Source organism: Providencia sp. wls1916, from assembly GCF_009706585.1.
GTDB lineage: Bacteria > Pseudomonadota > Gammaproteobacteria > Enterobacterales > Enterobacteriaceae > Providencia > Providencia lanzhouensis.
In genome coordinates this window covers 65,697-87,105 of sequence record NZ_WLUL01000006.1, presented here as the reverse complement: position 1 = coordinate 87,105, position 21,409 = coordinate 65,697, and the positions used below count along the sequence as shown (strand labels likewise).

Sequence of the window (21,409 nt, the reverse complement as noted above, 5' to 3'; positions counted from 1 at the left end):
AGAAAACATGGAATTTATCCCCCCTTTAAAATCAGCCACATTAATTAAACGCTATAAACGTTTTTTAGCGGATGTCGTCACACCCGAGGGAGAGGAAATGACGATACACTGCGCAAACACGGGGGCGATGACAGGCTGTGCAACTCCAGGGGATACCGTGTGGTACTCCACTTCGGATAACCCAAAACGAAAATATCCGTACAGTTGGGAGTTAACGCAAACCAAAAACAACCATCTAATTTGTATTAACACGCTACGAGCTAATCAATTAGTGGCAGAAGCGTTGGCAAAAAAGCATATTCCAGAATTATCTGACTACAGTATAGTGACCCCTGAAGTGAAGTATGGAAGTGAAAACAGCCGGATTGATTTTTTACTCACTCAAGAGGGCTTAACTGATTGTTTTATTGAAGTTAAATCAGTGACTTTGTTGGAAAACAACCATGGCTATTTCCCTGATACTCAGACAATACGAGGACAAAAGCACCTTAGAGAGCTGACTTTGATTGCTAAAGAAGGAAAACGCGCCATACTTATGTTTGTCATTTTACATAGCGGTATCCACGTAGTATCCGCTGCTGCACATATTGATCCTAAATATGCAGCGTTGTTAGAACAGGCTATAACCAATGGCGTCGAAGTTCTGTGTTATCAAGTGGATATATCTAAACAAAAAATGCAAATAGGGACATCAATTCGCTTCACCCCGACTAAGTCATTTTAGTTTAGTCGATATTTAAACAAGGTCATCGAGTTATGAGTGCTTGTGAAGGGAAGAAACACGCTTGTCTTCACAGCATTACAAAACTCATCACATGAACGATTGCCAAGACGGCTGTCTTCTGATATTTATAGCGACCTTAAATTTTCCCCCTTGGGGTTTTTGTAAAATTTGCGTGTGTAGGAGAAGCATTATGCAAGAAGGGCAAAAACGTAAGACATCGTCCTTAAGCATTCTCGCCATTGCCGGGGTTGAGCCCTATCATGAGAAGGCTGGCGAAGAGTACATGAACGAAGCCCAATTGGCGCATTTTAAGCTCATTCTCGAAGCATGGCGCAATCAACTCAGAGATGAAGTGGACCGGACTGTTACTCATATGCAAGATGAGGCAGCTAACTTTCCAGACCCCGTTGATAGAGCCGCTCAGGAAGAGGAATTCAGCCTCGAATTACGTAACCGCGACCGCGAACGTAAATTGATCAAGAAGATCGAAAAGACGCTGAAGAAAGTTGAAGATGAAGATTTTGGCTACTGCGAATCTTGTGGTGTGGAAATTGGCATCCGTCGTTTGGAAGCGCGTCCAACAGCAGATTTGTGCATCGACTGTAAAACATTAGCAGAAATCCGCGAAAAGCAGATGGCTGGCTAATTGTTGTTTTGGGAGTCCTCAACGGCGCATTAACCCTGCGCCGTTATAAGGATTCGCACCCTCAAAAAAGTTTAAACTCCCCTTTACCTTATCTTTATTTCTCTCATTTTCTCTCATTTGTTATCGTTTGCGTCTCGCGCAAAAAGCTACAATTTGTATAATATTCACTGGTTTAATTGATATAAAAAATAATTAGCCATGACTTTTATTCGTTTAACCATTCTCAAAGAAACTTCAGTGAGCTATGATTAGCCGCTTATTTTGTTTAATGAATCTATGTAATGACATCGAGGTGTACTATTTTTAACCGAGTAGCAAATTTCTGCCGCAATATTTTATCTCGCAATGAACCAGCATCGTCCGCAGAACAGGACTCGATGCCAAAGCGTGGTGCGCGAGACACACAGGCAGCCGGTGAAAGGCCAGTCACTCCTTCTGCATCAGAGAAAAAATCTGAGAGGAAAACTCGGCATGAGCAGAATACTAGACATGACCAGAATACGAGACAAACAAAGAAAACGGTTCGTCCCTCTAAACGTTCAGATGCTCAAACACAGAAGCGAACATCCGTGACGAAACAAGAATCGATTACCGTTATTCCACGCGCTCAACACATAATTTCGCGTGATGACATTAGTGAAAACGCACTAAAAGTATTGTACCGCCTTAATAAAAATGGCTACGAAGCCTATTTAGTTGGCGGTGGTGTGCGTGATTTGTTATTAGGTCAAAAGCCAAAAGATTTCGATATCACCACCAATGCAACCCCAGAACAAATTCGCAAGCTATTTCGTAATTGCCGACTGGTTGGTCGTCGATTCCGCCTTGCGCACATTATGTTTGGTCCAGAAATTATTGAAGTTGCAACCTTCCGCGGTCACCACGACCAAGAAGTCGATGATAAAAATCTGTCATCTCAAGCGCAAAATGGCATGCTGCTTCGCGACAATATTTTCGGTTCCATTGAAGAAGATGCTATCCGCCGTGACTTTACTGTAAATAGCCTGTATTACAACATTGATGATTTCTCCGTACGCGATTACGTCAATGGATTACAAGACTTAAAAGAAGGCGTCATTCGTCTGATTGGCGACCCAGAAACACGCTACCGTGAAGATCCCGTTCGGATGATCCGCGCCGTGCGTTTCGCCTGTAAGCTGAATATGCGTATCGAGCCAAATACCGCAGAGCCGATTCATCGCTTAGCCCCATTGCTGCGTGAAATCCCTTCTGCGCGACTGTTTGAAGAGTCATTAAAATTACTTCAAGCCGGCTATGGCTACGCCACCTATAAAATGCTGAATCAGTACCATCTGTTTGAACAACTGTTCCCTGTGATTGCGAGCCGCTTCACTGAGAATGGTGATTCACCAATGGAAAAAGTCATTGAACAAGTGTTAAAAAACACCGATTTCAGACTAAAAAATGATAAGCGCGTCAATCCTGCATTTTTATTTGCAGCCATGTTATGGTATCCCGTCACTGAACACGCAGAAAAACTATCACAGGAAGGCGGTCTTGCTTACTATGATGCCTTTGCGCTGGCAATGAATGATGTACTGGATGAACAGTGCCGCTCTATTGCAATCCCAAAACGTATCACCACCACCATGCGTGATATCTGGATGTTGCAATTACGCTTACCTCGTCGCCAAGGGCGTCGTGCGAATAAATTGATGGAGCACCCGAAATTCCGTGCTGCCTTTGATTTATTAGAGCTTAGAGCCAATGTGGAACACCGTAATGAGCTACAAGAACTCGCTTTATGGTGGAATGACTTCCAACAAGCCAATGCCCAGAAACAGCGTGAAATGATCTCGGAGCTCGGTAGTGCGCCAACTCGTCGCCGCCAGCGTCCGCATCGTTCATCACAATCCGGTAATAGAAAACCGAATAAATCATAATGGTATTCATCTCAGCGGCTTAAGCGGTCGCTGCGATCACCATAGAGAGATTAAGATAGAGAGATAAAGAGATGGAGCAAGTGTACATTGCCATTGGCAGCAACTTAGGCGAGCCACTGAAGCAAGCACAACAAGCGATTGCCGCATTAGAGGCGATTCCAAGCACTCGCGTTGTGAGCACTTCCTCTATTTATCGAACTAAACCCCTCGGCCCACAGGATCAACCTGATTTTCTCAATCTGGCTGTTTTGCTGGAAACCGAACTTGAACCTGAAGACTTACTCAATCATACCCAAAAAATTGAACTGGATTTAGGGCGCGTTCGCAAAGATGAGCGCTGGGGACCGAGAACATTAGATCTCGATATCATGCTGTTTGGCAATCGAGTGATCCACACCGAGCGCTTAACTGTTCCACACTATGGGCTAAAAGAGCGTGAATTTATGCTTTATCCGCTCAGTGATATTACCCCTTCCCTGATTTTTCCTGATGGTGAAAAACTGTCAGAAAGACTTACACACGTCCCTCGAAATGGCCTAATGCTTTGGGAATAAATTCCTAATGTGTTTAACCTCGTTCAGGTATGGTCATAAGAGAAATCATTTCCGGAGGTTATTTTAATGAAACCCATTTCTCTCGCTGATTTGTGTCAATATAAAAAAGAGAAACACAAATTCGCTACCATTACAGCCTACGATGCCAGTTTTGCTCAACTGTTTGCTGAGCAAGGTATCCAAGTGATGCTGGTTGGTGATTCCTTAGGTATGACTATCCAAGGCGAAACCAGTACCCTTCCTGTCACTGTCGAGCAGATTGCTTACCACACTCGTTGCGTACGTAAAGGCGCCCCTAACGCATTTATCATCGCCGACATGCCTTTTATGAGTTATGCCACGCCTGAGCAAGCCTGTGCCAATGCCGCTATTTTGATGCAAGCTGGTGCGAATATGGTGAAAATCGAAGGTGGCAGCTGGCTATGTGAAACCGTCAAAATGCTGTGTGAACGTTCCGTACCAGTCTGCGGTCACTTAGGCTTAACGCCACAAGCGGTAAATGTACTTGGGGGCTATAAAGTCCAAGGTCGTGATGAAGTCACTGCCAATCAGCTTATCAAAGATGCGATTGCTCTCGAGAATGCAGGCATTCAGCTGTTGGTTCTTGAATGCGTACCGACATCCCTTGCGAACCAAGTCACTGAAGAATTACTGTTACCTGTCATTGGAATTGGTGCCGGTAATGGCACTGACGGGCAAATTCTCGTGATGCATGATGCGTTAGGGATCACCGCCAAACCACCAAAATTTGCGAAAAACTTTTTGGCTGAAGCAGGCAATATTCACGATGCTATTCGCCTATATATTCAAGAAGTTGAGCAAGAAATTTACCCGAGTGACGCTCACTCATTTTCGTAATTCTGTATGAAATATAACGATAAGGATGGGAAGTATGCGGATCGTTGAAACATCGCCAATCTTGCGCCGTGAAATTCGTCGCTGGAAACAAGAAGGCAAACGTATTGCGTTTGTCCCAACGATGGGCAATTTACATGATGGGCACCTGACACTGATTGACCAAGCTAAACAGCAAGCCGACATTGTCATTGCCAGCATTTTTGTCAATCCAATGCAGTTTGACCGTCAATCCGATTTAGCCAATTACCCTCGTACCTTGCAGGAAGATTGCGAAAAATTGAAACGTAAAAGTGTCGATTTAGTTTTCGCACCGTCTGCCGCCGAGTTTTACCCTGAAGGTATGGACAACCAAAGTTACGTTGAAGTACCTGAAATTTCTACCATGTTAGAAGGTGCTAGCCGCCCAGGGCATTTTCGTGGCGTTGCGACAGTACTGACCAAGCTGTTTAATCTCGTGCAGCCTGATATTGCATTATTTGGTGAAAAAGATTATCAGCAGCTTCAGTTAGTGCGTAAATTGGTGACTGACCTTTCTTTCGATATTCAGGTTGTCGGTGTCCCTATCGTTCGCGCTAAGAATGGCTTAGCCCTGAGTTCACGCAATAATAATCTGTCTGCCGATGAGCTAAAAATCGCCCCTCAGCTGTTTGCGATTATGCAAAAAGCAGGTGAGAAGCTCGCGGACTCTCCCGCGGCAGCAACCGGTTTAATTAGTGAAATGGAAGAATCTTTGCGCCAAGCAGGATTTACCCCTGACGAACTCTTTATTCGCGATGCCGATAACCTCGGCGAACTGACGGTTTCCAGCCGCCACGCCGTGATTTTAATGGCTGCATGGTTAGGTCAAACCCGTTTAATCGACAATCTGCAAGTCGAGTTACCGCTCGATATCGCTTAAAAACAAAATACTTTAGATTCAAGTTACCTAATATTTATTCAAACTCATTGCTGTCACAGCTAGGCGGCAAGTAAACGCGACCCTAGGAGCATACATAAGTATGTGACTAGGGCAAGAGAGCGCAGCCAACAACGCTGTGGCATACAATGAGGAAGAATAAATGTGACTAGGTAAGAGCACACAGCTAACAACGCTGTGGCTTGAATGAGGAAGAATAAATGCAAAGAAAAATGCTATTAGGCAAACTTCACCGTGCCACCGTCACTCAAGCTGATCTTCACTATGAAGGTTCTTGCGCCATCGATCAGGATTTTTTAGATGCCGTTGGCATTTTAGAATACGAAGCTATCGATATTTATAATGTGGATAATGGCGAACGTTTTTCAACCTATGCGATTGCAGGGGAACGCGGTTCTAAAATTATCTCTGTCAATGGTGCTGCTGCACGCCGTGCGGCGGTTGGTGATAAGCTGATTATTTGTACTTACGGTATGTTACCTGATGAAGAAGCCCGCCAGCATCACCCCAAAGTGGCTTACTTTGATGCGAACAACACCATGAGCCGGATTGCTAAAGCGGTACCGGTACAAGTCGCCTAATTTAATATAGAAATGCCCCTATTAGGGGCATTACGTTGATGACAAAGAGGGATAAAAGCGTGGTTTTTCCCTCTTTGTGTTATCAGGCGAAAATCAATAAATTGATTTTCCTTTAGGGACATTTATTCCAACCTCAGCTCAGCCGATTTGCTAGGTTAACTTCTTAACCCGCGACCTTGTTCAATTAAATACCATGTCAAAGCATAGAAGATAATTAAAAACACCATTAATACGCTCAAAGTCACGACGATGGACACATCCGCAATGCCTAAAAAGCCATATCTAAAGCCGCTTATCATATACACAATCGGGTTGAGTTTAGAGACAGCCTGCCAGAATGGCGGCAGTAAAGATAACGAATAAAAAACCCCACCCAGATAGGTCAGTGGCGTTAAAACGAATGTTGGAACAATGCTGATATCATCGAAGGTTTTAGCAAAAATCGCATTTAACAGACCCGCAAGGGAGAACACAATCGCTGTTAATAACAGCGTGATCACCACCATTGACCATGAATGAACCTGCAATGGGATAAAGAACAGAGATACGATAGTCACCAAGAATCCGACTAAAATCCCACGCGCAACCCCACCGCCAACAAAACCGGCGATAATCACGTGAGTCGGTACGGGAGCAACGAGCAACTCTTCAATATTTTTCTGGAATTTAGAACCAAAAAATGACGAACAGACGTTGGAGTATGAGTTAGTGATCACCGCCATCATAATAAGACCAGGGACAATAAACTGCATGTAGTCTACACCGCCCATATCGCCAATTCGTGAACCAATTAAATTTCCGAAAATCACAAAATAGAGCGACATGGTGATTACAGGTGGCAGCAACGTTTGCACCCAGATACGACCAAAGCGAGTGACCTCTTTGATCCAAATCGTTTTTAAGGCAACCCAATATAGCGAGATCATTGCGCACCTTCCTGCTCTGAAACTTGGTTATCTTTCTTCACTAAACTGACAAACAGCTCTTCAAGGCGGTTAGCCTTATTGCGCATACTCAAAATTTGAATTCCTTGGTCACTTAACTGGCTGAAGACACCATTGAGCCCTTGCTCACGCTTCACATCCACTTCGAGAGTTGACGTATCTACTAAACGGGATTCATACCCCGTTAAGCTTGGAATTGGGCTTTTTGGCATTAAATCGAAAATAAACGTTTCTGACTCTAGCTGGCTTAAAAGCTGCTTCATGCTGGTATTTTCCACCAGCTCACCATGCTGAATGATCCCGATATTACGGCACAGCATTTCCGCTTCTTCCAGATAGTGAGTGGTCAAAATAATGGTGGTACCCTGTGCATTCAGCTTTTTCAGGAACGTCCACATAGAACGACGCAGTTCAATATCAACACCGGCTGTCGGCTCATCGAGGATCAACAGTTTTGGTTGATGCATCAAGGCGCGAGCTATCATCAGGCGGCGTTTCATCCCACCGGATAAATTACGCGCACGCTCATTACGTTTCTCCCACAAATCTAACTGAGTAAGATATTGCTCAGCGCGCTGGTTTGCCACATTACGAGGAACACCATAATAACCCGCTTGGTTTAAAACAATCTGTAAGACCGTTTCAAACGGGTTAAAGTTGAACTCTTGAGGCACTAACCCAAGTTGCTGTTTAGCCAGTACAACTTGCTTATCTAAGTCATAGCCAAACACTTTCACTGAGCCACTGGTTTTGTTGACCAATGAACTAATAATGCCAATCGTTGTTGATTTTCCTGCACCATTCGGTCCAAGTAAGGCATAGAAATCACCATCTTCCACGCTTAAATCAATGCCACGCAACGCTTTCACGCCACCTGCATAGGTTTTGGTCAGCTGCGATAGTTCGAGTGCGTAAGTCATATATTAAAAATACCTTTATTCTTGGGGCTGTTTGGAGGCAATATAGATTAATGATGCCACTTTTTCCTGTCGGATGTTATGCAGAAAAGTGATAATAATTTAACAATATATTATTCAACATCCCCCTTAATGAGGGTTGTCATGTATAAATGAGTGGTTCATCATAGATGTGAAATTAGTATAACTAATTATTATTTAATCAATAAATGCTGTATAAGATTTTATCGCAAAGTCACACAACTAGGCTATAAGTCATGATGAGAAAAATTGAAGAGCTGTTTGCTAATAACGAAGCATGGTCAGCGTCTGTAAAAGAAAAAGATCCTGAATTCTTTAAAGAATTATCAAAAGCTCAAAAACCAAGATTTCTATGGATCGGCTGTTCAGACAGTCGAGTGCCTGCCGAAAAACTGATCAACGCAGCCCCTGGGGATCTCTTCGTTCACCGTAATGTGGCGAACTTAGTTATCCATACGGACTTAAACTGTTTATCAGTTATTCAGTATGCGGTTGATGTTCTGGAAGTCGAACACATTATTATCTGTGGTCACTATGGATGTGGTGGTATTGAAGCAGCGGTGGATAACACCGAATTGGGCCTGATCAATAACTGGTTATTACACATTCGAGATATCTGGTATCGCCATAGCTCTATGTTAGGTGAACTGAAACCGTGCGAGCGCTTAGATCGTCTTTGCGAATTAAACGTGGTTGAGCAAGTGTATAACTTAGGTCACTCCACTATCATGCAATCCGCATGGAAACGTGGTCAGAAAATCATGATCCACGGCTGGGTTTACGGTATCAATAATGGTCGCTTACACGACTTACACATTACCTCAGATAGCCGCGAGAAGTTAGAGTTAGGTTATCGTGAGGCTATCTCTAAGCTCACACAGAAAAAATAATCTTTCGAAAATAAAATAGCAAAAGAGCAGCCTAGGCTGCTCTTTTTATTGCTAAGAATACAGTTTAAAAAACTTACTCTTCCAGCAGAGTGACATGCCCAATGTACGGCAGATGGCGATACTGCTGCGCGTAGTCGATACCATAACCGACAACGAATTTATCTTCGATTGAATAACCAATCCACTCAACCGGTACATCCACTTCACGGCGAGAAGGCTTATCCAACAGAGTACAGATTGCCACAGATGCAGGCTCACGCAGGCCAAAAATTTCACGGACTTTATTTAACGTGTTGCCTGAGTCAATGATATCTTCAACGATCAGCACATGCTTACCGCGAATATCTTCATCTAAGTCTTTCACGATTTTCACATCACGGCTTGATGTCATTGCATTGCCGTAGCTTGATACGGTCATGAAATCAACTTCATGAGGTACGGTGATTTTACGGCATAGATCTGCCATAAAAATGAAGGAGCCTTTTAACAGACCAACCAGCACTAAATCACCTTGTTTGTCTTGGTAATGAGCACTAATGCTGTCTGCTAATTCACTGATTCTTTGAGCAATCTCTTCTTCAGAGATCATTACATCCAGAGTATGTTTCATCATCTATTACGCATGTATGGGAAAGGAAAGCGCGTAATTTTAACATAAGCCACACAAAGACGCGACGACAAAACAAATGGCAGTGACCACATCGCCACTGCCAGTTTCGATGACCTTAACCTACGGTAAAGCCCATCATCATGCCAGTATCTTCATGCTCCAGTAAGTGACAATGTGCCATATAAGGGTGCTGTGGCGTCGCAGTATGTTTAAATTCCACTAAGACTTCGCTCACTTGCCCTTCCACTTTCACAATGTCTTTCCAGCCTTGGCGATGCGGTTCAACCGGGCGACCATTTTCTTTAAGGATCCTAAAACGCGTTCCGTGAACATGGAATGGGTGCAGCATCATATCGCCACGCCCTGAAATCACCCAAACCTCTTGCTGATTTAGCGGCGCATTAAACGCAGGGTGTGTCATTGAGAAAACTTGTCCATTGATGGTATTCGCATTATGAATATCCAGATCACCTGTGCCCATACCGCAATGACCGCCATTACTTTGCGTACCGGCTGCCATATTGCCATGACCCATATTGCTGTTATTCATATTGCCATGGTTCATGTTTCCACTTCCCATATTGCTACCATTCATATTGGAATGATCCATATTCCCCATCATACCGCCATGCCCCCCCATGTTCCCCATCGCCTGCGGACCATATTTTTCGCGCAGCATCATCATGCCTTGCATATCCAAGCGCATATCCATCATCAAATGGAATTTACGGCGATTTAGCCCCGTCAGTGAAGGAATGGCAGCAATCGTTGCTAATTGCTCAGGTAATTTTCCAGCTCCCGCACTCAAGGTAGTTTCAATGCGTAAAACAGGCAGTGGCTGATCAAATGGCGCGATGGTCATTCCCATTTGCCCAACAGGTAAAGTGACAAGGTCGAAGGAACGACCGTCAGAGGCATCAATCAATACTTCAAAGCGTTCGCCCATTAAAATCGGTAATTCAGTTAATGCGATAGGTTCAGCCAGTAATCCTCCATCACTGCCCACCACATACATTTTACGCCCATCACTGGTCGATACATTCAAGCTACGTGCGTTACAACCGTTGAGTAAACGCAGGCGGATCCAACCTTTCGGCGCAACATGTTTAGGATAAACCGCTCCGTTGGTTAGCATCATATCCCCAAACCAGCCCACGGCAGCACTCATGACGTCTAATTGATAATCAATTTGTCCGTCATCTTTTAAGCGCTTATCTTGCAGAATAACGGGAATATCATCGACGCCCCACTCGCTCGGTAAGCTATGTTTTTGGCTGTATTCATCTTTAACAAGCACTAATCCCGCTAGTCCCATCGCCACTTGGTAACCAGTTTTTCCGTGAGTATGAGGATGGAACCAGCAAGTAGCTTCAGGTTGGTTGAGAGTGAAATTGACTTTACGGCTAGCACCGGGAGCGATAATCGCTTGAGGTCCACCATCTTGCTCGCCGGAAATTTCCAATCCATGCCAGTGTACGGTTGTCTCTTCAGGTAATTGGTTGGTGATATTAATGTTTACTGGCTGCCCATTTTTCAGGCTAAGTGCTGGACCCAATAAATCGCCGTTATATCCCCACGTTGTAGTTTTCTTGCCCGGTACAAACTGTGAAATACCTTGCTTGATAGCGATTTGAATATTCCCTTGTGCATCCGGTTCTACAAGTGGTGGAATAGCCAATGTGGGATAATTCCCAGCAGCAACAGCCATGCGGCTCCAAACTGGCAGTGCGCTCGCAGCATAAGCGATAGCACTCAGCTTCAGAAAATCACGACGTAACATAGATAACCTTCCTTTTATTTATCAAAATCAACAATCAGTGAGCACGGTATGACAAGTCTGAAATTGCCCTTGCCAAGCAAAACGTGGTTTAATGATTGGGATGATAAAGCTTCCCCTTACAGGAAGGTCAATAAACCCATGCATCTAATATGGGTTTATTACATAGATTTAAGAAAGTTAGAATTGACTAACGAATCTATACACAAAATAATCTAAAGTGCTTAGTATCTATAGAGTACATCGTAGTCATAAAGAAATCAGGCAACTTGATGTAATGCGAGTATGTTCTTATGCTAATGTTACTTGACATAAAAACCAGATGAATATCGAATGCAAAAATTTATATTGATGTCATGCTTAATGATGCTTTTGGGGCTAACCAATACCGCCAAAGCACTCTCTACCAATGAAGCTGAAGACCTCGCTGATCTGACCGCTGTATTTATTTATTTAAAATATGATTGCGGCTATTCCCAAATTCCTGACAGAGAAATTGAACGCGCCATTGTTTACTTTGCGAAAAGTAATAAATGGGATTTGGGAAATTACAACTCCGATAAAATGAGTAAGCTGAATAAAGAAAGCTACGATGATTTAAAAGGTATACCATTGACTCAAGAGTTTAAATGCCAATCTTTGGCAAGAGACTCTTTAGGGCTATTTGCTTACGTAAAATAAGCCTAAAATCCCAGCGGAAACATGTCGATGCCCTTTATAATCCACATCGATACATGTTTCCTCCTTATCCCTCTTTCTTCCCTTTTCGCTCCTGCCAAAACAGTACTACCGATGGAATCGTTTGGATAATCACCATCCGAATAATATGGTTGGACATGACAAAGCCAGCATCCAAATTCATCGTTATTGCCGCGAAAGTCATGGCTTCCATACTTCCCGGAGCCCAAGCCAACAATAACACCGCAATATCATATCCCGTGATCCACGCAGCAAACACCGTGATCAAAAAGGTCAAAATAATATTGATGATCACCACTTGGGCTGAAGAGTAGATATTTTTTATCAGCGCGGATAGCGGGAATACAATGAAATGATTACCAATATTCATCCCAATTAAAACCATACTCAGTTCAGTCAGCATCAATGGGAAATGGAGCTGAACATCAATCCAACCTTGAATTAACGTTGCCGCACCGAGGGACGTTAACATAAAAGGCGCCGGTACTCGCAGGCGTTGCAAAAACATCCCGACTACCACACCCACCGTCACAATCACCAATAACCAGAACGTGGATTCAAGCGTTAACGTTGGCCATTCAATTAGTGGCTGAGGATCGCCCTCACTTCCTACCACTAAACCTGCCAATAAAATAAGGATGATTAAACGGATAGTATGGGAGATAACAATTTTTTGCGGCGGCGTATGGGTGTGATCCGTTAAGGCAAGGATGGCCGCCATCGCTCCAGGCACTGAGCCCAACATCGCTTCTTGTTTTGTCCACCCGACCTTGCGGTGAAACCAAAAAAAACTAAATGAAAACTGCACGGCTAAACAGACCACCAACATCAATAACAGTAGCAATAAGTTATCTGCATCCTTCAGCGACACTTGATTAAACATCAGACCTACAGAGGTTCCGAGCGTCACTTGAACAAAAGTAATAGTGTGTTTAGGAGTGGGGAATGAGAAACCAAAACGATGGAAAATAATAATGGCGATAATCGGACCGAACATCAACGCTAAGGGAATGCCGATATAAGTGAGTGAGCCGCCAACAATGGCACAAAGAATGATCCCAACACTCATTTTTATCAGCTTTATCATCGGACAGTAACCATTGATATAATTAATCATGAGATTAAGTTATATCACAATCATTCAAGCTCATGAGGCTAAGAATGCTGAAATGAGCGTCATGCCTGTTTTTCGTGAAGGTTTAACCGATAATCCTACGAAGTGCATAAAATCCCCCTATAGACAGGAGGATATTAGGCGAATTTGAGAGGGGGAAATGTCTATGGTTTTTCAATCTGCTGCTTATCCGCAGTAGCTTGATTAATAATCGCTTTTGCCATCCATTGGGCGATTTCAGTTACCTGATCATTATCCAGTTTCCAGATATCTTTTAATACCAAGAAAATTTCCGAACCGTAGATCACGGAAAACGCTTTGATGACTTTATCAATCACTTCATTCGGGAACTCGGATTTCATCGGTGATGTCACCATCGCCAAAATATCTTTACGATTACCACGCTCTAATCGTTTCTCTTCAGGTTCTGGTGAAGGTGATGAACGCCCAAGCGCCCACTGTTGAAGTGATGTTTGTAACGCCGCACGCAAAACCCCTTCGTGAGCAAACATACGCGGGAATGCATAGCGTAACAGTTCATCAATTCGCTCTTCTGTTTTTTCGCTTTGCGGCTTCCACGTCAAAATAGGACCGAGGCTAACATTCACCGTCGCGGCAATCAGGTCACTTTGCGTTGGAAAATAACGATACGCAGTCGCACGCGAAACGCCCGCTTCCATTGCTAACTCAGATACTGACGGCATTGCCCCTTTTTCAAATAGCTCAACTGCCGTTGACACGAGTAAGTTATAGGTACGTTTGCGCGTTCCTTTATAGTCTGGCATGAGATGGCTCAGTGGCATGTCTTTATCCTTAAAATCGCCTTTCTATGAGTGTAGACAATATCTTTCACAGTACATATTCGCCGATAAGCATTCTTAATCATCTGACGAGTATGTCGTGTGCTCGCTTTCGAAATTACGCTATAAATACAGCACGGTAAATCATTATATTTAAATATTCAGGGACAAAAACCATTATTCTGATTTAACTATTTTATGATAACCACTCTATTTATAATGTTTTATCAACAAGATACAAGTCATCGTCTAAAGAACCAAGCAGATAACGCCAATAATGAGACTGTAGTCTCATTATTGACTTATCGTAAATGATACTATAGTCTCATTGAGATGAAAAATTCAACACACCCTACACATATTAAGTAACCAAACAACGTTACATAAAAAAACAAAGGATTTTTCTATGCCAAAGCATCAGGGTTTTATTTATGTTGCAAGTACCCTAGACACCAAAAGCGCTGAACTTTTTTATGTCAGTGACTTAATTAAAAATGCAGGGCTTGCTGTACGTACCGTTGACTTGAGTACTCAGCCATCATTATTAGAAAAAAATGCGGATGTCACCGCCGAAATGGTTGCCAGTTTCCACCCTCAAGGCGCTGGTGCCATTTTCTGCGGGGATCGAGGAAAAGCGATAGAAGCGATGGCACAAGCCTTCAGCCTCTATCTTGCTGCACAAACTGACGTCGCCGCAATACTTGGGCTAGGCGGCTCAGGGGGGACGGCACTGATTACACCAGCAATGCAAATTTTACCTGTCGGTGTGCCAAAACTCATGGTCTCCACCATGGCCTCGGGAGATATTTCCGGGTATATCGGCGCAAGTGATATCTCCATGATGTACTCCGTCACGGATGTTTCTGGACTCAATGTTATTTCACGTAAAGTCCTGAAAAATGCGGCCAACCAAATTGCCGGCGCAGTCTGGTTTGATAACGGTGAAGGCGATACCGCTGAAAATAAACCCGCTATTGCCTTAACCATGTTTGGTGTCACCACCCCTTGCGTCCAGCAATTAACGGCAAAATTAGAACACGACCATGACTGCCTAGTATTCCATGCAACGGGAAGTGGCGGCAAAGCCATGGAAAAATTGATTGATAGCCGCTTATTAGATTCTGTTTTGGATATCACCACCACGGAAGTGTGCGACTACCTGTTTGGTGGCGTATTGGCGTGCGATGAAGACCGCTTTGGTGCCATCGCGCGAACCCAAACACCTTGCGTATTATCTTGCGGTGCGTTGGATATGGTGAACTTTGGTCGCCCTTCCACCGTGCCAGAACAGTATAAAGATAGACAGTTTTATCACCATAATGCCCAAGTCACACTGATGAGAACCACCGTAGAAGAGAACCGTCAGATGGGACATTGGATTGCAGAAAAGCTGAATGCTTGTGAAGGCGAAATTCGCTTTATTATCCCAACAGCCGGTTTTTCCGCATTAGATATCGACGGAGCGCCATTTTGGGATCCGCAGGCAGATCAAGCCTTTATCGACGCATTAACACAGCACTTAGTCACGACAGAAAAACGACAATTAATATTAAGCCCGCATCACATTAATTCACCTGAATTCTGTGAGCAGGTAATTGAATTACACCAGAAAATAGTAAACAAGTAGAGGTTCATCAATGAAACATAACCGCGAAGACTTACTGAAAAATTTCAGAGAGATGATTGCTCGTGGAGAACCCATCATTGGCGGTGGCGCAGGTACTGGTCTGTCCGCTAAATGTGAAGAAGCCGGTGGCATCGACTTAATCGTTATTTATAATTCAGGTCGTTACCGTATGGCAGGACGCGGCTCTCTCGCCGGCCTGCTGGCTTATGGTAATGCCAACGAAATCGTGATGGATATGGCGAAAGAAGTTCTCCCAGTCGTGAAGCACACCCCTGTGCTTGCTGGAGTTAACGGTACAGACCCATTCTGTCAGTTCGATAAATTTCTTGATGATATCAAGGCGACTGGCTTTGCTGGGGTACAAAACTTCCCAACCGTCGGGCTGATTGACGGTAACTTCCGTGCCAATTTAGAAGAAACAGGCATGGGTTACGGTTTAGAAGTCGATATGATCCGCATGGCGCATGAAAAAGGGTTATTAACCACGCCATACGTCTTTAGCCGTGAAGATGCCATTGCAATGGCACAGGCAGGTGCGGATATTATTGTGCCACACATGGGTCTAACCACTGGTGGTAACATCGGTGCGGAAACCGCTGTCACACTGGCGGATTGCGTTGAACTTATCAATGATTGGGCGAAAGCCGCAAAATCTGTGCGTGATGATGTGATTATTCTGTGCCACGGTGGTCCTATCGCCACGCCGGAAGATGCAGAATATATTTTAGCGCACTGCCCTGATTGCCATGGCTTCTACGGTGCAAGTTCTATGGAACGCTTACCGACAGAAGTGGCATTGAAAGAGACCACACAGCAATTTAAATCAATAACTCGCTAATTTTCATTCTGTATTTTCTGTTTTACTTTATTTTTGCCAACACCAGGACGCCTACTTCGGTAGGCGTTTTTCTTTCTATCTACTATTCAACTTATTGGCTATCCACATCGGTAATTTGGTCTTTTTTCTTTTTGCGTAAACTCATTAGCCCAAATAATGCTGGCAAAACAACAGGTAACGAAAAATAGAGCACGCCAAACGCAAACGCCACATGCGGCTTTTCAGGGAACTCCCCGCCCGTACCAATAGAATCTAAATAATGAATGGATTCAAGATACTCTGGAGTAAGCCCTCCATACGGCACCATCCACGATAACAACAGCGCAGTAAAGATACTAAACATAAAGTTCATTGCCATTAAGGCGGAATAACCCATGTTTTCTTGGCGTTCTTGGTCGGTTCGACTGGTTAATCCAAACAGCATCCGGTTTACCACCGTCGCACTGTAGAGATATAAAATGACAGGAGAATCTCCCAGAACTGACATATTAATGGCCAGTGCAAAAAGACCATAAACCAAGGCAAATCCTAATATCACAAAAAAATTCTTAAATACCGACATAAATACGCCGGAGTGCACCAGAATAAACTCGAATATAAGGATCAGCGTGAGGTTATAAATAATCTCGATACTGTAATTTTCAGGAAAAAACCAAACTGAAATAATAAAACCCACATAGAATATTGAAAATCCATAATTTATCATTTTTGAAAAAGCACGAATGACACTAAATGAATTTTGGGTCTCTTTGACGCTTTTTACCCCTTTATTTTTAGGGAAAAAGCTTGCCGCTGAGGATTGGCGCCCTTTATTTTTATTCGTAACCGGTTTCTTTTCCTTTGGTGTTTCCATTCCATTTCTCCGCTGAGACTCTTATATGCTTATGTCGTACCAATCCTAAATAATGGCGTTATTCTGAAGGGGAATAAAATAAAAAGCGAGGAGAGAAAATGGTACGCGGTAGCAATGCTATTTATTATGCTGCGCACCATTAATCAGTGATTAAAGCGATTTAAAAATTAAACCAGCTTAGCGATTAAGCTATCTAAATCACCTTGCAGGAAATTCACTGGTGGGATTTCAATAACGGTATAAGCTCCCGCAGGCTGTTTCATGGTTGCTCGTGCGGCCGATACCATAAACTGCGATGTTAATGCAGGGTTATTGATGCGCATTGAGTATTCGAATAACTGATTATGCGTCGCACCGGAAACCCCTTTATGGGTCATTTGAACGCCGTGCCCCACATCTTTTAAGGCATCAATGCTATCTACTTGGCGAATATGGGTTTCATCGGAAGAGAAATAACTATCTAGCTTGATCCCACGCACCACATCATCAAAACTTGCACCCGCTTCCAGCTCAACATACACCATACGGCGATGGACACCAGTGCCTAGAGGGATGGTGACTGAAAGCGCATCTTTCACGCCATCAACCGCTTTCGCAGCTACACTGTGCCCCATGCTCATGCCTGGTCCAAAGTTCGTGTAAGTCACCCCTTTTGGTGCCATTGCCAGCATCAAGGTACGCATGATGGAGTCAGAACCTGGATCCCAGCCTGCCGATACAATTGACACACTGTTATGTTTCTTCGCGACACTATCAAGCTGATGTTTTAATGCCACGATATCCGAATGTACATCGAAGCTATCTACAGTATTAATCCCTAGACTTAAGATTTTCTCTGCTAAAGTTCCGATAGCGCGTGTAGGGGAACAAAGTAACGCAACATCCACACCATCTAATTTTTCGATGTCATCAACCACTTTATATCCGGCTAATTCCGCTGGAATATCTTGGGTATTACGGCGTACAATTCCGACTAATTCGAAATCATCAGCGGCTTGAACAGCTTCTAGTGCATAACGACCTATATTGCCGTAACCCACTATTGCTGTTTTAATTTTTGTCATTGTGACTCCTCGGTCATTCTGATGTCATATTTCAAATACAAGACACATATCAATAACAAATTTATATAGATTAAACAAAGCCTAATTATCTAAAAAGTTCCGACTTTTATTACTAGGTTACTTTATCAATTAGAGGTAGAATCCGAGCAAATCTCGTTCTTTTCTCTAATTTCAACGAATACAAAGGTTCTTAATGCATCAGCCCGATGTCACTGAGAGGTCACTCTATTCCCTCAGTTGGCCAATCTTTATTGATATTTTCCTTCATTTGGCCACCTTATTAATTAATACCTATATGGTGAGCCATGTATCGACTGCCTACCTCGCCGCAATGGGGGTCGGGAATCAGGTCTTTGACCTATTTATTACTATCTTTAACTTTATTAGCGTAGGATGTAGCGTCGTTATCGCTCAATATTTGGGTGCAGGTCGCCGTGATAAAGCCAGCCAAGCGGTTCATACTTCCATCGCCTTTAACTTTATATTAGGTTTCTCCAGCGCCTTAATTGCGCTCTTTTTTGGCTACAAAATTCTGACCATTATGAATACTCCATCCCATTTAATGGATGATGGGTACGCGTATTTGCACATTTTGGGTATCTGTTTAATTCCAGAGGCGATCTCCATCATTCTCGCGGCTTGTTTACGCGTTTATGGTAAAGCTCAGCCGGCGATGTGGGTCACGTTGATTGCCAACATCATTACCGTGATTGGTAATATGATTGTGCTGTATGGCTTCTTTGGTTTACCACAATACGGTCTGGAAGGCGTTGCATGGTCAACGGTGGTTGGGCGCGTAGTAGCGGTCATTTTACTGTTCTGCCTACTATTCTATGGTTTAAGGATCAAGTTTACCCCGATGATGCTGATCCGCTGGTCCAGCAAAATGCTCAGTAAAATCCTGCATATTGGTTTACCAGCAGCAGGCGAAAACTTGGTGTGGATCCTGCACTTTATGACCGCATCCGCCTTTATCGGCTTAATGGGTGAAACTGCCCTTGCGGCGCAAACCCTCTACTTCCAGCTTTCCCTATTTATTATGCTGTTTGGAATTTCCATCAGTATTGGTAATGAGATTATGGTTGGGCATTTGGTGGGCGCTAAGCGCTTTGAAGATGCCTATCGTCGTGCGTTTAAGAGCTTGAAATGGGGCTTTTACGTCACTATCGGCGTGGTGTTTGTGTTCTGGTTATTCCGCGCGCCAATCCTCGATAGCTTAACGGACGATCAAGGCATCATTCAGCTATTACTGCCAATTTTCTTATTATCCGTGTTCTTAGAGCCGGGGCGTACTATCAACATCGTCATGGTAAACGCCCTTCGTGCCTCTGGTGATGCGAAATTCCCATTATTGACCGCCGTGCTCTTTATGTGGGGGATCGCCATTCCATTGGGCTACTTCCTTGGCATAAAAATGGAAATGGGGTTAATCGGTATCTGGATTGGATTCTTTGTCGATGAGTGGGTTCGCGGGCTCACCAATGCGTGGCGCTGGCGTTCACGTAAATGGCAAAGCAAACGCCTCGATTTAGAAAGCTAAGCTTACGGTATCCTACCTATGAAAATAGGTAGGATTTTTGTGATCGGCATCATATTTGAAAATATTTACCCCCACTAAACCATATTAGAGATAAATTTTCTCTCTTATCCCCATTTATCCATAAACATTGTGAAGTTTTTCTCCGTCCTCTTCATTAAAATAATTCCATCACCACATGACTTTTAGGGATATAACCATGGCAACGCAAACTGAAGAACTTCTCTGGCAATATTTTATCAATGCCGTCAAACAAGACGTTAAACCTGCACTGGGCTGTACTGAACCCATTTCCCTTGCTTATGCAGCGGCAAAAGCAGCGTCTTATTTGTCATCGCCAGTGATCCGCGTTGCCGCATTTGTTTCCCCAAATCTCATGAAAAATGGTATGGGTGTCACCGTTCCGGGAACAGGAATGGTGGGATTACCGATTGCTGCGGCGCTAGGTGCTGTGGGTGGTGATGCTGATGCTGGGTTAGAAGTATTAAAATCCGCGTCGCCTGAAGCGATTGCACGCAGTAAAGCGATGCTCGCAGACGGTTCCATCACCGTTGATATTAAATCCCCTTGTGATGATGTTGTTTATTCAGAAGCGACAGCCTACAGCGAAAATGATTCTGCCACGGTGATCATCGCAGGCTCTCACACTCATATTGTCAAAATTATCCACGGTGATCAGGTTCTATTCGATATTACTGAGAATAAAACAGAAACTCGGGATCCCGTTGATTGTGGTACCGATGTCAGCTTACCGAAAGTCACCGTTAAGGCGGTTTATGAGTTCGCAACTCAAGCACCATTAGACGATATTCGTTTCATTCTTGAAGCCGCACACTTAAATGATGCGTTATCTCAAGAAGGTTTGCGTAATAGCTATGGTCTGCATATTGGTAAAACATTGCAGGCTCAACGTGACCGCGGTTTATTGTCCAAAGATTTATTATCCGAAATTATGATCCGCACAACGGCAGCCTCCGATGCACGTATGGGCGGTGCGGTATTGCCCGCCATGAGTAATTCCGGTTCCGGTAACCAAGGTATTGCAGCCACCATGCCAGTTGTTGTCACCGCAGATTACCTGCAATCTACCGAAGAACAGTTAGCTCGCGCGCTAATGCTCTCCCATTTAATGGCAATTTATATTCATAACCAACTGCCTGCACTTTCTGCATTATGTGCGGCAACCACCGCAGCAATGGGTGCTGCCGCTGGGATTGCATGGTTATTAGAAGCTCGCTATGACGTGGTCGCAATGGCAATCTCAAGCATGATCGGCGACGTCAGTGGCATGATCTGTGATGGCGCATCAAACAGCTGTGCAATGAAAGTCTCCACCAGCGCAAGTGCGGCATACAAAGCCGTATTGATGGCGTTAGATAATAGCTGTGTAAGAGGCTCGGACGGAATTGTGTCGGATGATGTGGATCAGTCGATTGCGAACTTGTGTTCGTTGGCGGCGGGTTCTATGCGGCATACAGACATTCAAATAATCGAAATAATGTCCTCCAAAACTCTTCGTTCTTAACGCTGCTGGT

Annotated in this window: 21 protein-coding genes; 13 read left to right on the top strand and 8 right to left on the bottom strand. The window is 43.8% G+C overall.

From position 1 onward, the window contains the following. The first annotated feature begins 7 nt into the window (after window positions 1-7). From sfsA to panD, 7 genes are all read left to right on the top strand, one after another. Entirely contained in the window at window positions 8-724 is a 717-nt protein-coding gene (gene sfsA, locus GKR61_RS02565) for a DNA/RNA nuclease SfsA (RefSeq protein WP_036952609.1), read from the top strand. Between the two features lie 190 nt (window positions 725-914). Beyond that, window positions 915-1,370, top strand: coding sequence for an RNA polymerase-binding protein DksA (gene dksA, locus GKR61_RS02560; RefSeq protein WP_006659320.1), 456 nt, complete (start codon window positions 915-917; stop codon window positions 1,368-1,370). Window positions 1,371-1,747: 377 nt separating this feature from the next. Continuing rightward, window positions 1,748-3,274 carry a polynucleotide adenylyltransferase PcnB gene (gene pcnB, locus GKR61_RS02555; RefSeq protein ID WP_207910782.1) on the top strand — a complete coding sequence of 509 codons (1,527 nt, stop codon included), beginning with the start codon at window positions 1,748-1,750 and terminating at the stop codon, window positions 3,272-3,274. 71 nt (window positions 3,275-3,345) lie between these two features. After that, the gene (gene folK, locus GKR61_RS02550; RefSeq protein WP_036952614.1) at window positions 3,346-3,828 is read left to right on the top strand and encodes a 2-amino-4-hydroxy-6-hydroxymethyldihydropteridine diphosphokinase; all 483 of its coding nucleotides are present in this window, start codon (window positions 3,346-3,348) and stop codon (window positions 3,826-3,828) included. A 66-nt stretch (window positions 3,829-3,894) separates the two neighbouring features. Beyond that, on the top strand, window positions 3,895-4,686 hold the full coding sequence (panB, locus tag GKR61_RS02545) for a 3-methyl-2-oxobutanoate hydroxymethyltransferase (protein WP_036952616.1): 792 nt from the start codon (window positions 3,895-3,897) through the stop codon (window positions 4,684-4,686). 34 nt (window positions 4,687-4,720) lie between these two features. Further along, window positions 4,721-5,584: a pantoate--beta-alanine ligase gene (panC, locus tag GKR61_RS02540; RefSeq protein WP_154639527.1), complete on the top strand. Its 864-nt coding sequence runs from the start codon at window positions 4,721-4,723 to the stop codon at window positions 5,582-5,584. A 218-nt stretch (window positions 5,585-5,802) separates the two neighbouring features. Beyond that, complete coding sequence (gene panD / locus GKR61_RS02535; protein WP_036952622.1) at window positions 5,803-6,183, top strand: aspartate 1-decarboxylase; 381 nt, start codon at window positions 5,803-5,805, stop codon at window positions 6,181-6,183. A 155-nt stretch (window positions 6,184-6,338) separates the two neighbouring features. Here the strand turns inward: panD and GKR61_RS02530 are convergent, their stop codons facing one another. Both GKR61_RS02530 and GKR61_RS02525 read right to left on the bottom strand, forming a co-directional pair. Then, on the bottom strand, window positions 6,339-7,109 hold the full coding sequence (locus tag GKR61_RS02530) for an ABC transporter permease (protein ID WP_108478347.1): 771 nt from the start codon (window positions 7,107-7,109) through the stop codon (window positions 6,339-6,341). After that, window positions 7,106-8,047 carry an ABC transporter ATP-binding protein gene (locus GKR61_RS02525; RefSeq protein WP_036955596.1) on the bottom strand — a complete coding sequence of 314 codons (942 nt, stop codon included), beginning with the start codon at window positions 8,045-8,047 and terminating at the stop codon, window positions 7,106-7,108. Before GKR61_RS02525 ends, GKR61_RS02530 begins: the two co-directional genes overlap by 4 nt. A 254-nt stretch (window positions 8,048-8,301) precedes the next feature. Here GKR61_RS02525 and can point away from each other — a divergent pair, with 254 nt between their 5' ends. Further along, window positions 8,302-8,955: a carbonate dehydratase gene (gene can / locus GKR61_RS02520; protein WP_036955599.1), complete on the top strand. Its 654-nt coding sequence runs from the start codon at window positions 8,302-8,304 to the stop codon at window positions 8,953-8,955. A gap of 73 nt (window positions 8,956-9,028) precedes the next feature. Here the strand turns inward: can and hpt are convergent, their stop codons facing one another. After that, entirely contained in the window at window positions 9,029-9,565 is a 537-nt protein-coding gene (gene hpt / locus GKR61_RS02515) for a hypoxanthine phosphoribosyltransferase (RefSeq protein WP_108478397.1), read from the bottom strand. A gap of 115 nt (window positions 9,566-9,680) precedes the next feature. After that, on the bottom strand, window positions 9,681-11,345 hold the full coding sequence (gene cueO / locus GKR61_RS02510; protein WP_154600108.1) for a multicopper oxidase CueO: 1,665 nt from the start codon (window positions 11,343-11,345) through the stop codon (window positions 9,681-9,683). A gap of 330 nt (window positions 11,346-11,675) precedes the next feature. On the opposite strand from cueO, the gene GKR61_RS02505 reads away from it, so the two are divergent. Next, window positions 11,676-12,023: a YacC family pilotin-like protein gene (locus GKR61_RS02505; protein WP_036955602.1), complete on the top strand. Its 348-nt coding sequence runs from the start codon at window positions 11,676-11,678 to the stop codon at window positions 12,021-12,023. A gap of 64 nt (window positions 12,024-12,087) precedes the next feature. Here GKR61_RS02505 and GKR61_RS02500 read toward each other — a convergent pair whose 3' ends face one another. Then, window positions 12,088-13,128 carry an AbrB family transcriptional regulator gene (locus GKR61_RS02500; protein WP_036955818.1) on the bottom strand — a complete coding sequence of 347 codons (1,041 nt, stop codon included), beginning with the start codon at window positions 13,126-13,128 and terminating at the stop codon, window positions 12,088-12,090. Between the two features lie 191 nt (window positions 13,129-13,319). Further along, window positions 13,320-13,958: a TetR/AcrR family transcriptional regulator gene (locus GKR61_RS02495; RefSeq protein ID WP_036955604.1), complete on the bottom strand. Its 639-nt coding sequence runs from the start codon at window positions 13,956-13,958 to the stop codon at window positions 13,320-13,322. A 403-nt stretch (window positions 13,959-14,361) separates the two neighbouring features. Here GKR61_RS02495 and GKR61_RS02490 point away from each other — a divergent pair, with 403 nt between their 5' ends. Together GKR61_RS02490 and GKR61_RS02485 are read left to right on the top strand one after the other, a co-directional pair. Further along, on the top strand, window positions 14,362-15,582 hold the full coding sequence (locus tag GKR61_RS02490) for a Tm-1-like ATP-binding domain-containing protein (RefSeq protein ID WP_036955606.1): 1,221 nt from the start codon (window positions 14,362-14,364) through the stop codon (window positions 15,580-15,582). A 10-nt stretch (window positions 15,583-15,592) separates the two neighbouring features. Beyond that, on the top strand, window positions 15,593-16,420 hold the full coding sequence (locus GKR61_RS02485) for a phosphoenolpyruvate hydrolase family protein (protein ID WP_036955608.1): 828 nt from the start codon (window positions 15,593-15,595) through the stop codon (window positions 16,418-16,420). 91 nt (window positions 16,421-16,511) lie between these two features. Here the strand turns inward: GKR61_RS02485 and GKR61_RS02480 are convergent, their stop codons facing one another. Together GKR61_RS02480 and GKR61_RS02475 are read right to left on the bottom strand one after the other, a co-directional pair. Beyond that, window positions 16,512-17,273: a hypothetical protein gene (locus GKR61_RS02480; RefSeq protein ID WP_154600109.1), complete on the bottom strand. Its 762-nt coding sequence runs from the start codon at window positions 17,271-17,273 to the stop codon at window positions 16,512-16,514. Window positions 17,274-17,440: 167 nt separating this feature from the next. Next, window positions 17,441-18,337: a diaminopimelate dehydrogenase gene (locus tag GKR61_RS02475; protein ID WP_108478351.1), complete on the bottom strand. Its 897-nt coding sequence runs from the start codon at window positions 18,335-18,337 to the stop codon at window positions 17,441-17,443. Window positions 18,338-18,530: 193 nt separating this feature from the next. Here GKR61_RS02475 and GKR61_RS02470 point away from each other — a divergent pair, with 193 nt between their 5' ends. Both GKR61_RS02470 and GKR61_RS02465 read left to right on the top strand, forming a co-directional pair. Then, window positions 18,531-19,877, top strand: coding sequence for an MATE family efflux transporter (locus GKR61_RS02470; protein WP_154639526.1), 1,347 nt, complete (start codon window positions 18,531-18,533; stop codon window positions 19,875-19,877). Between the two features lie 196 nt (window positions 19,878-20,073). Then, window positions 20,074-21,399, top strand: a complete 1,326-nt coding sequence (locus GKR61_RS02465) for an L-cysteine desulfidase family protein (protein ID WP_154639525.1) — start codon at window positions 20,074-20,076, stop codon at window positions 21,397-21,399. Window positions 21,400-21,409 lie beyond the last annotated feature (10 nt).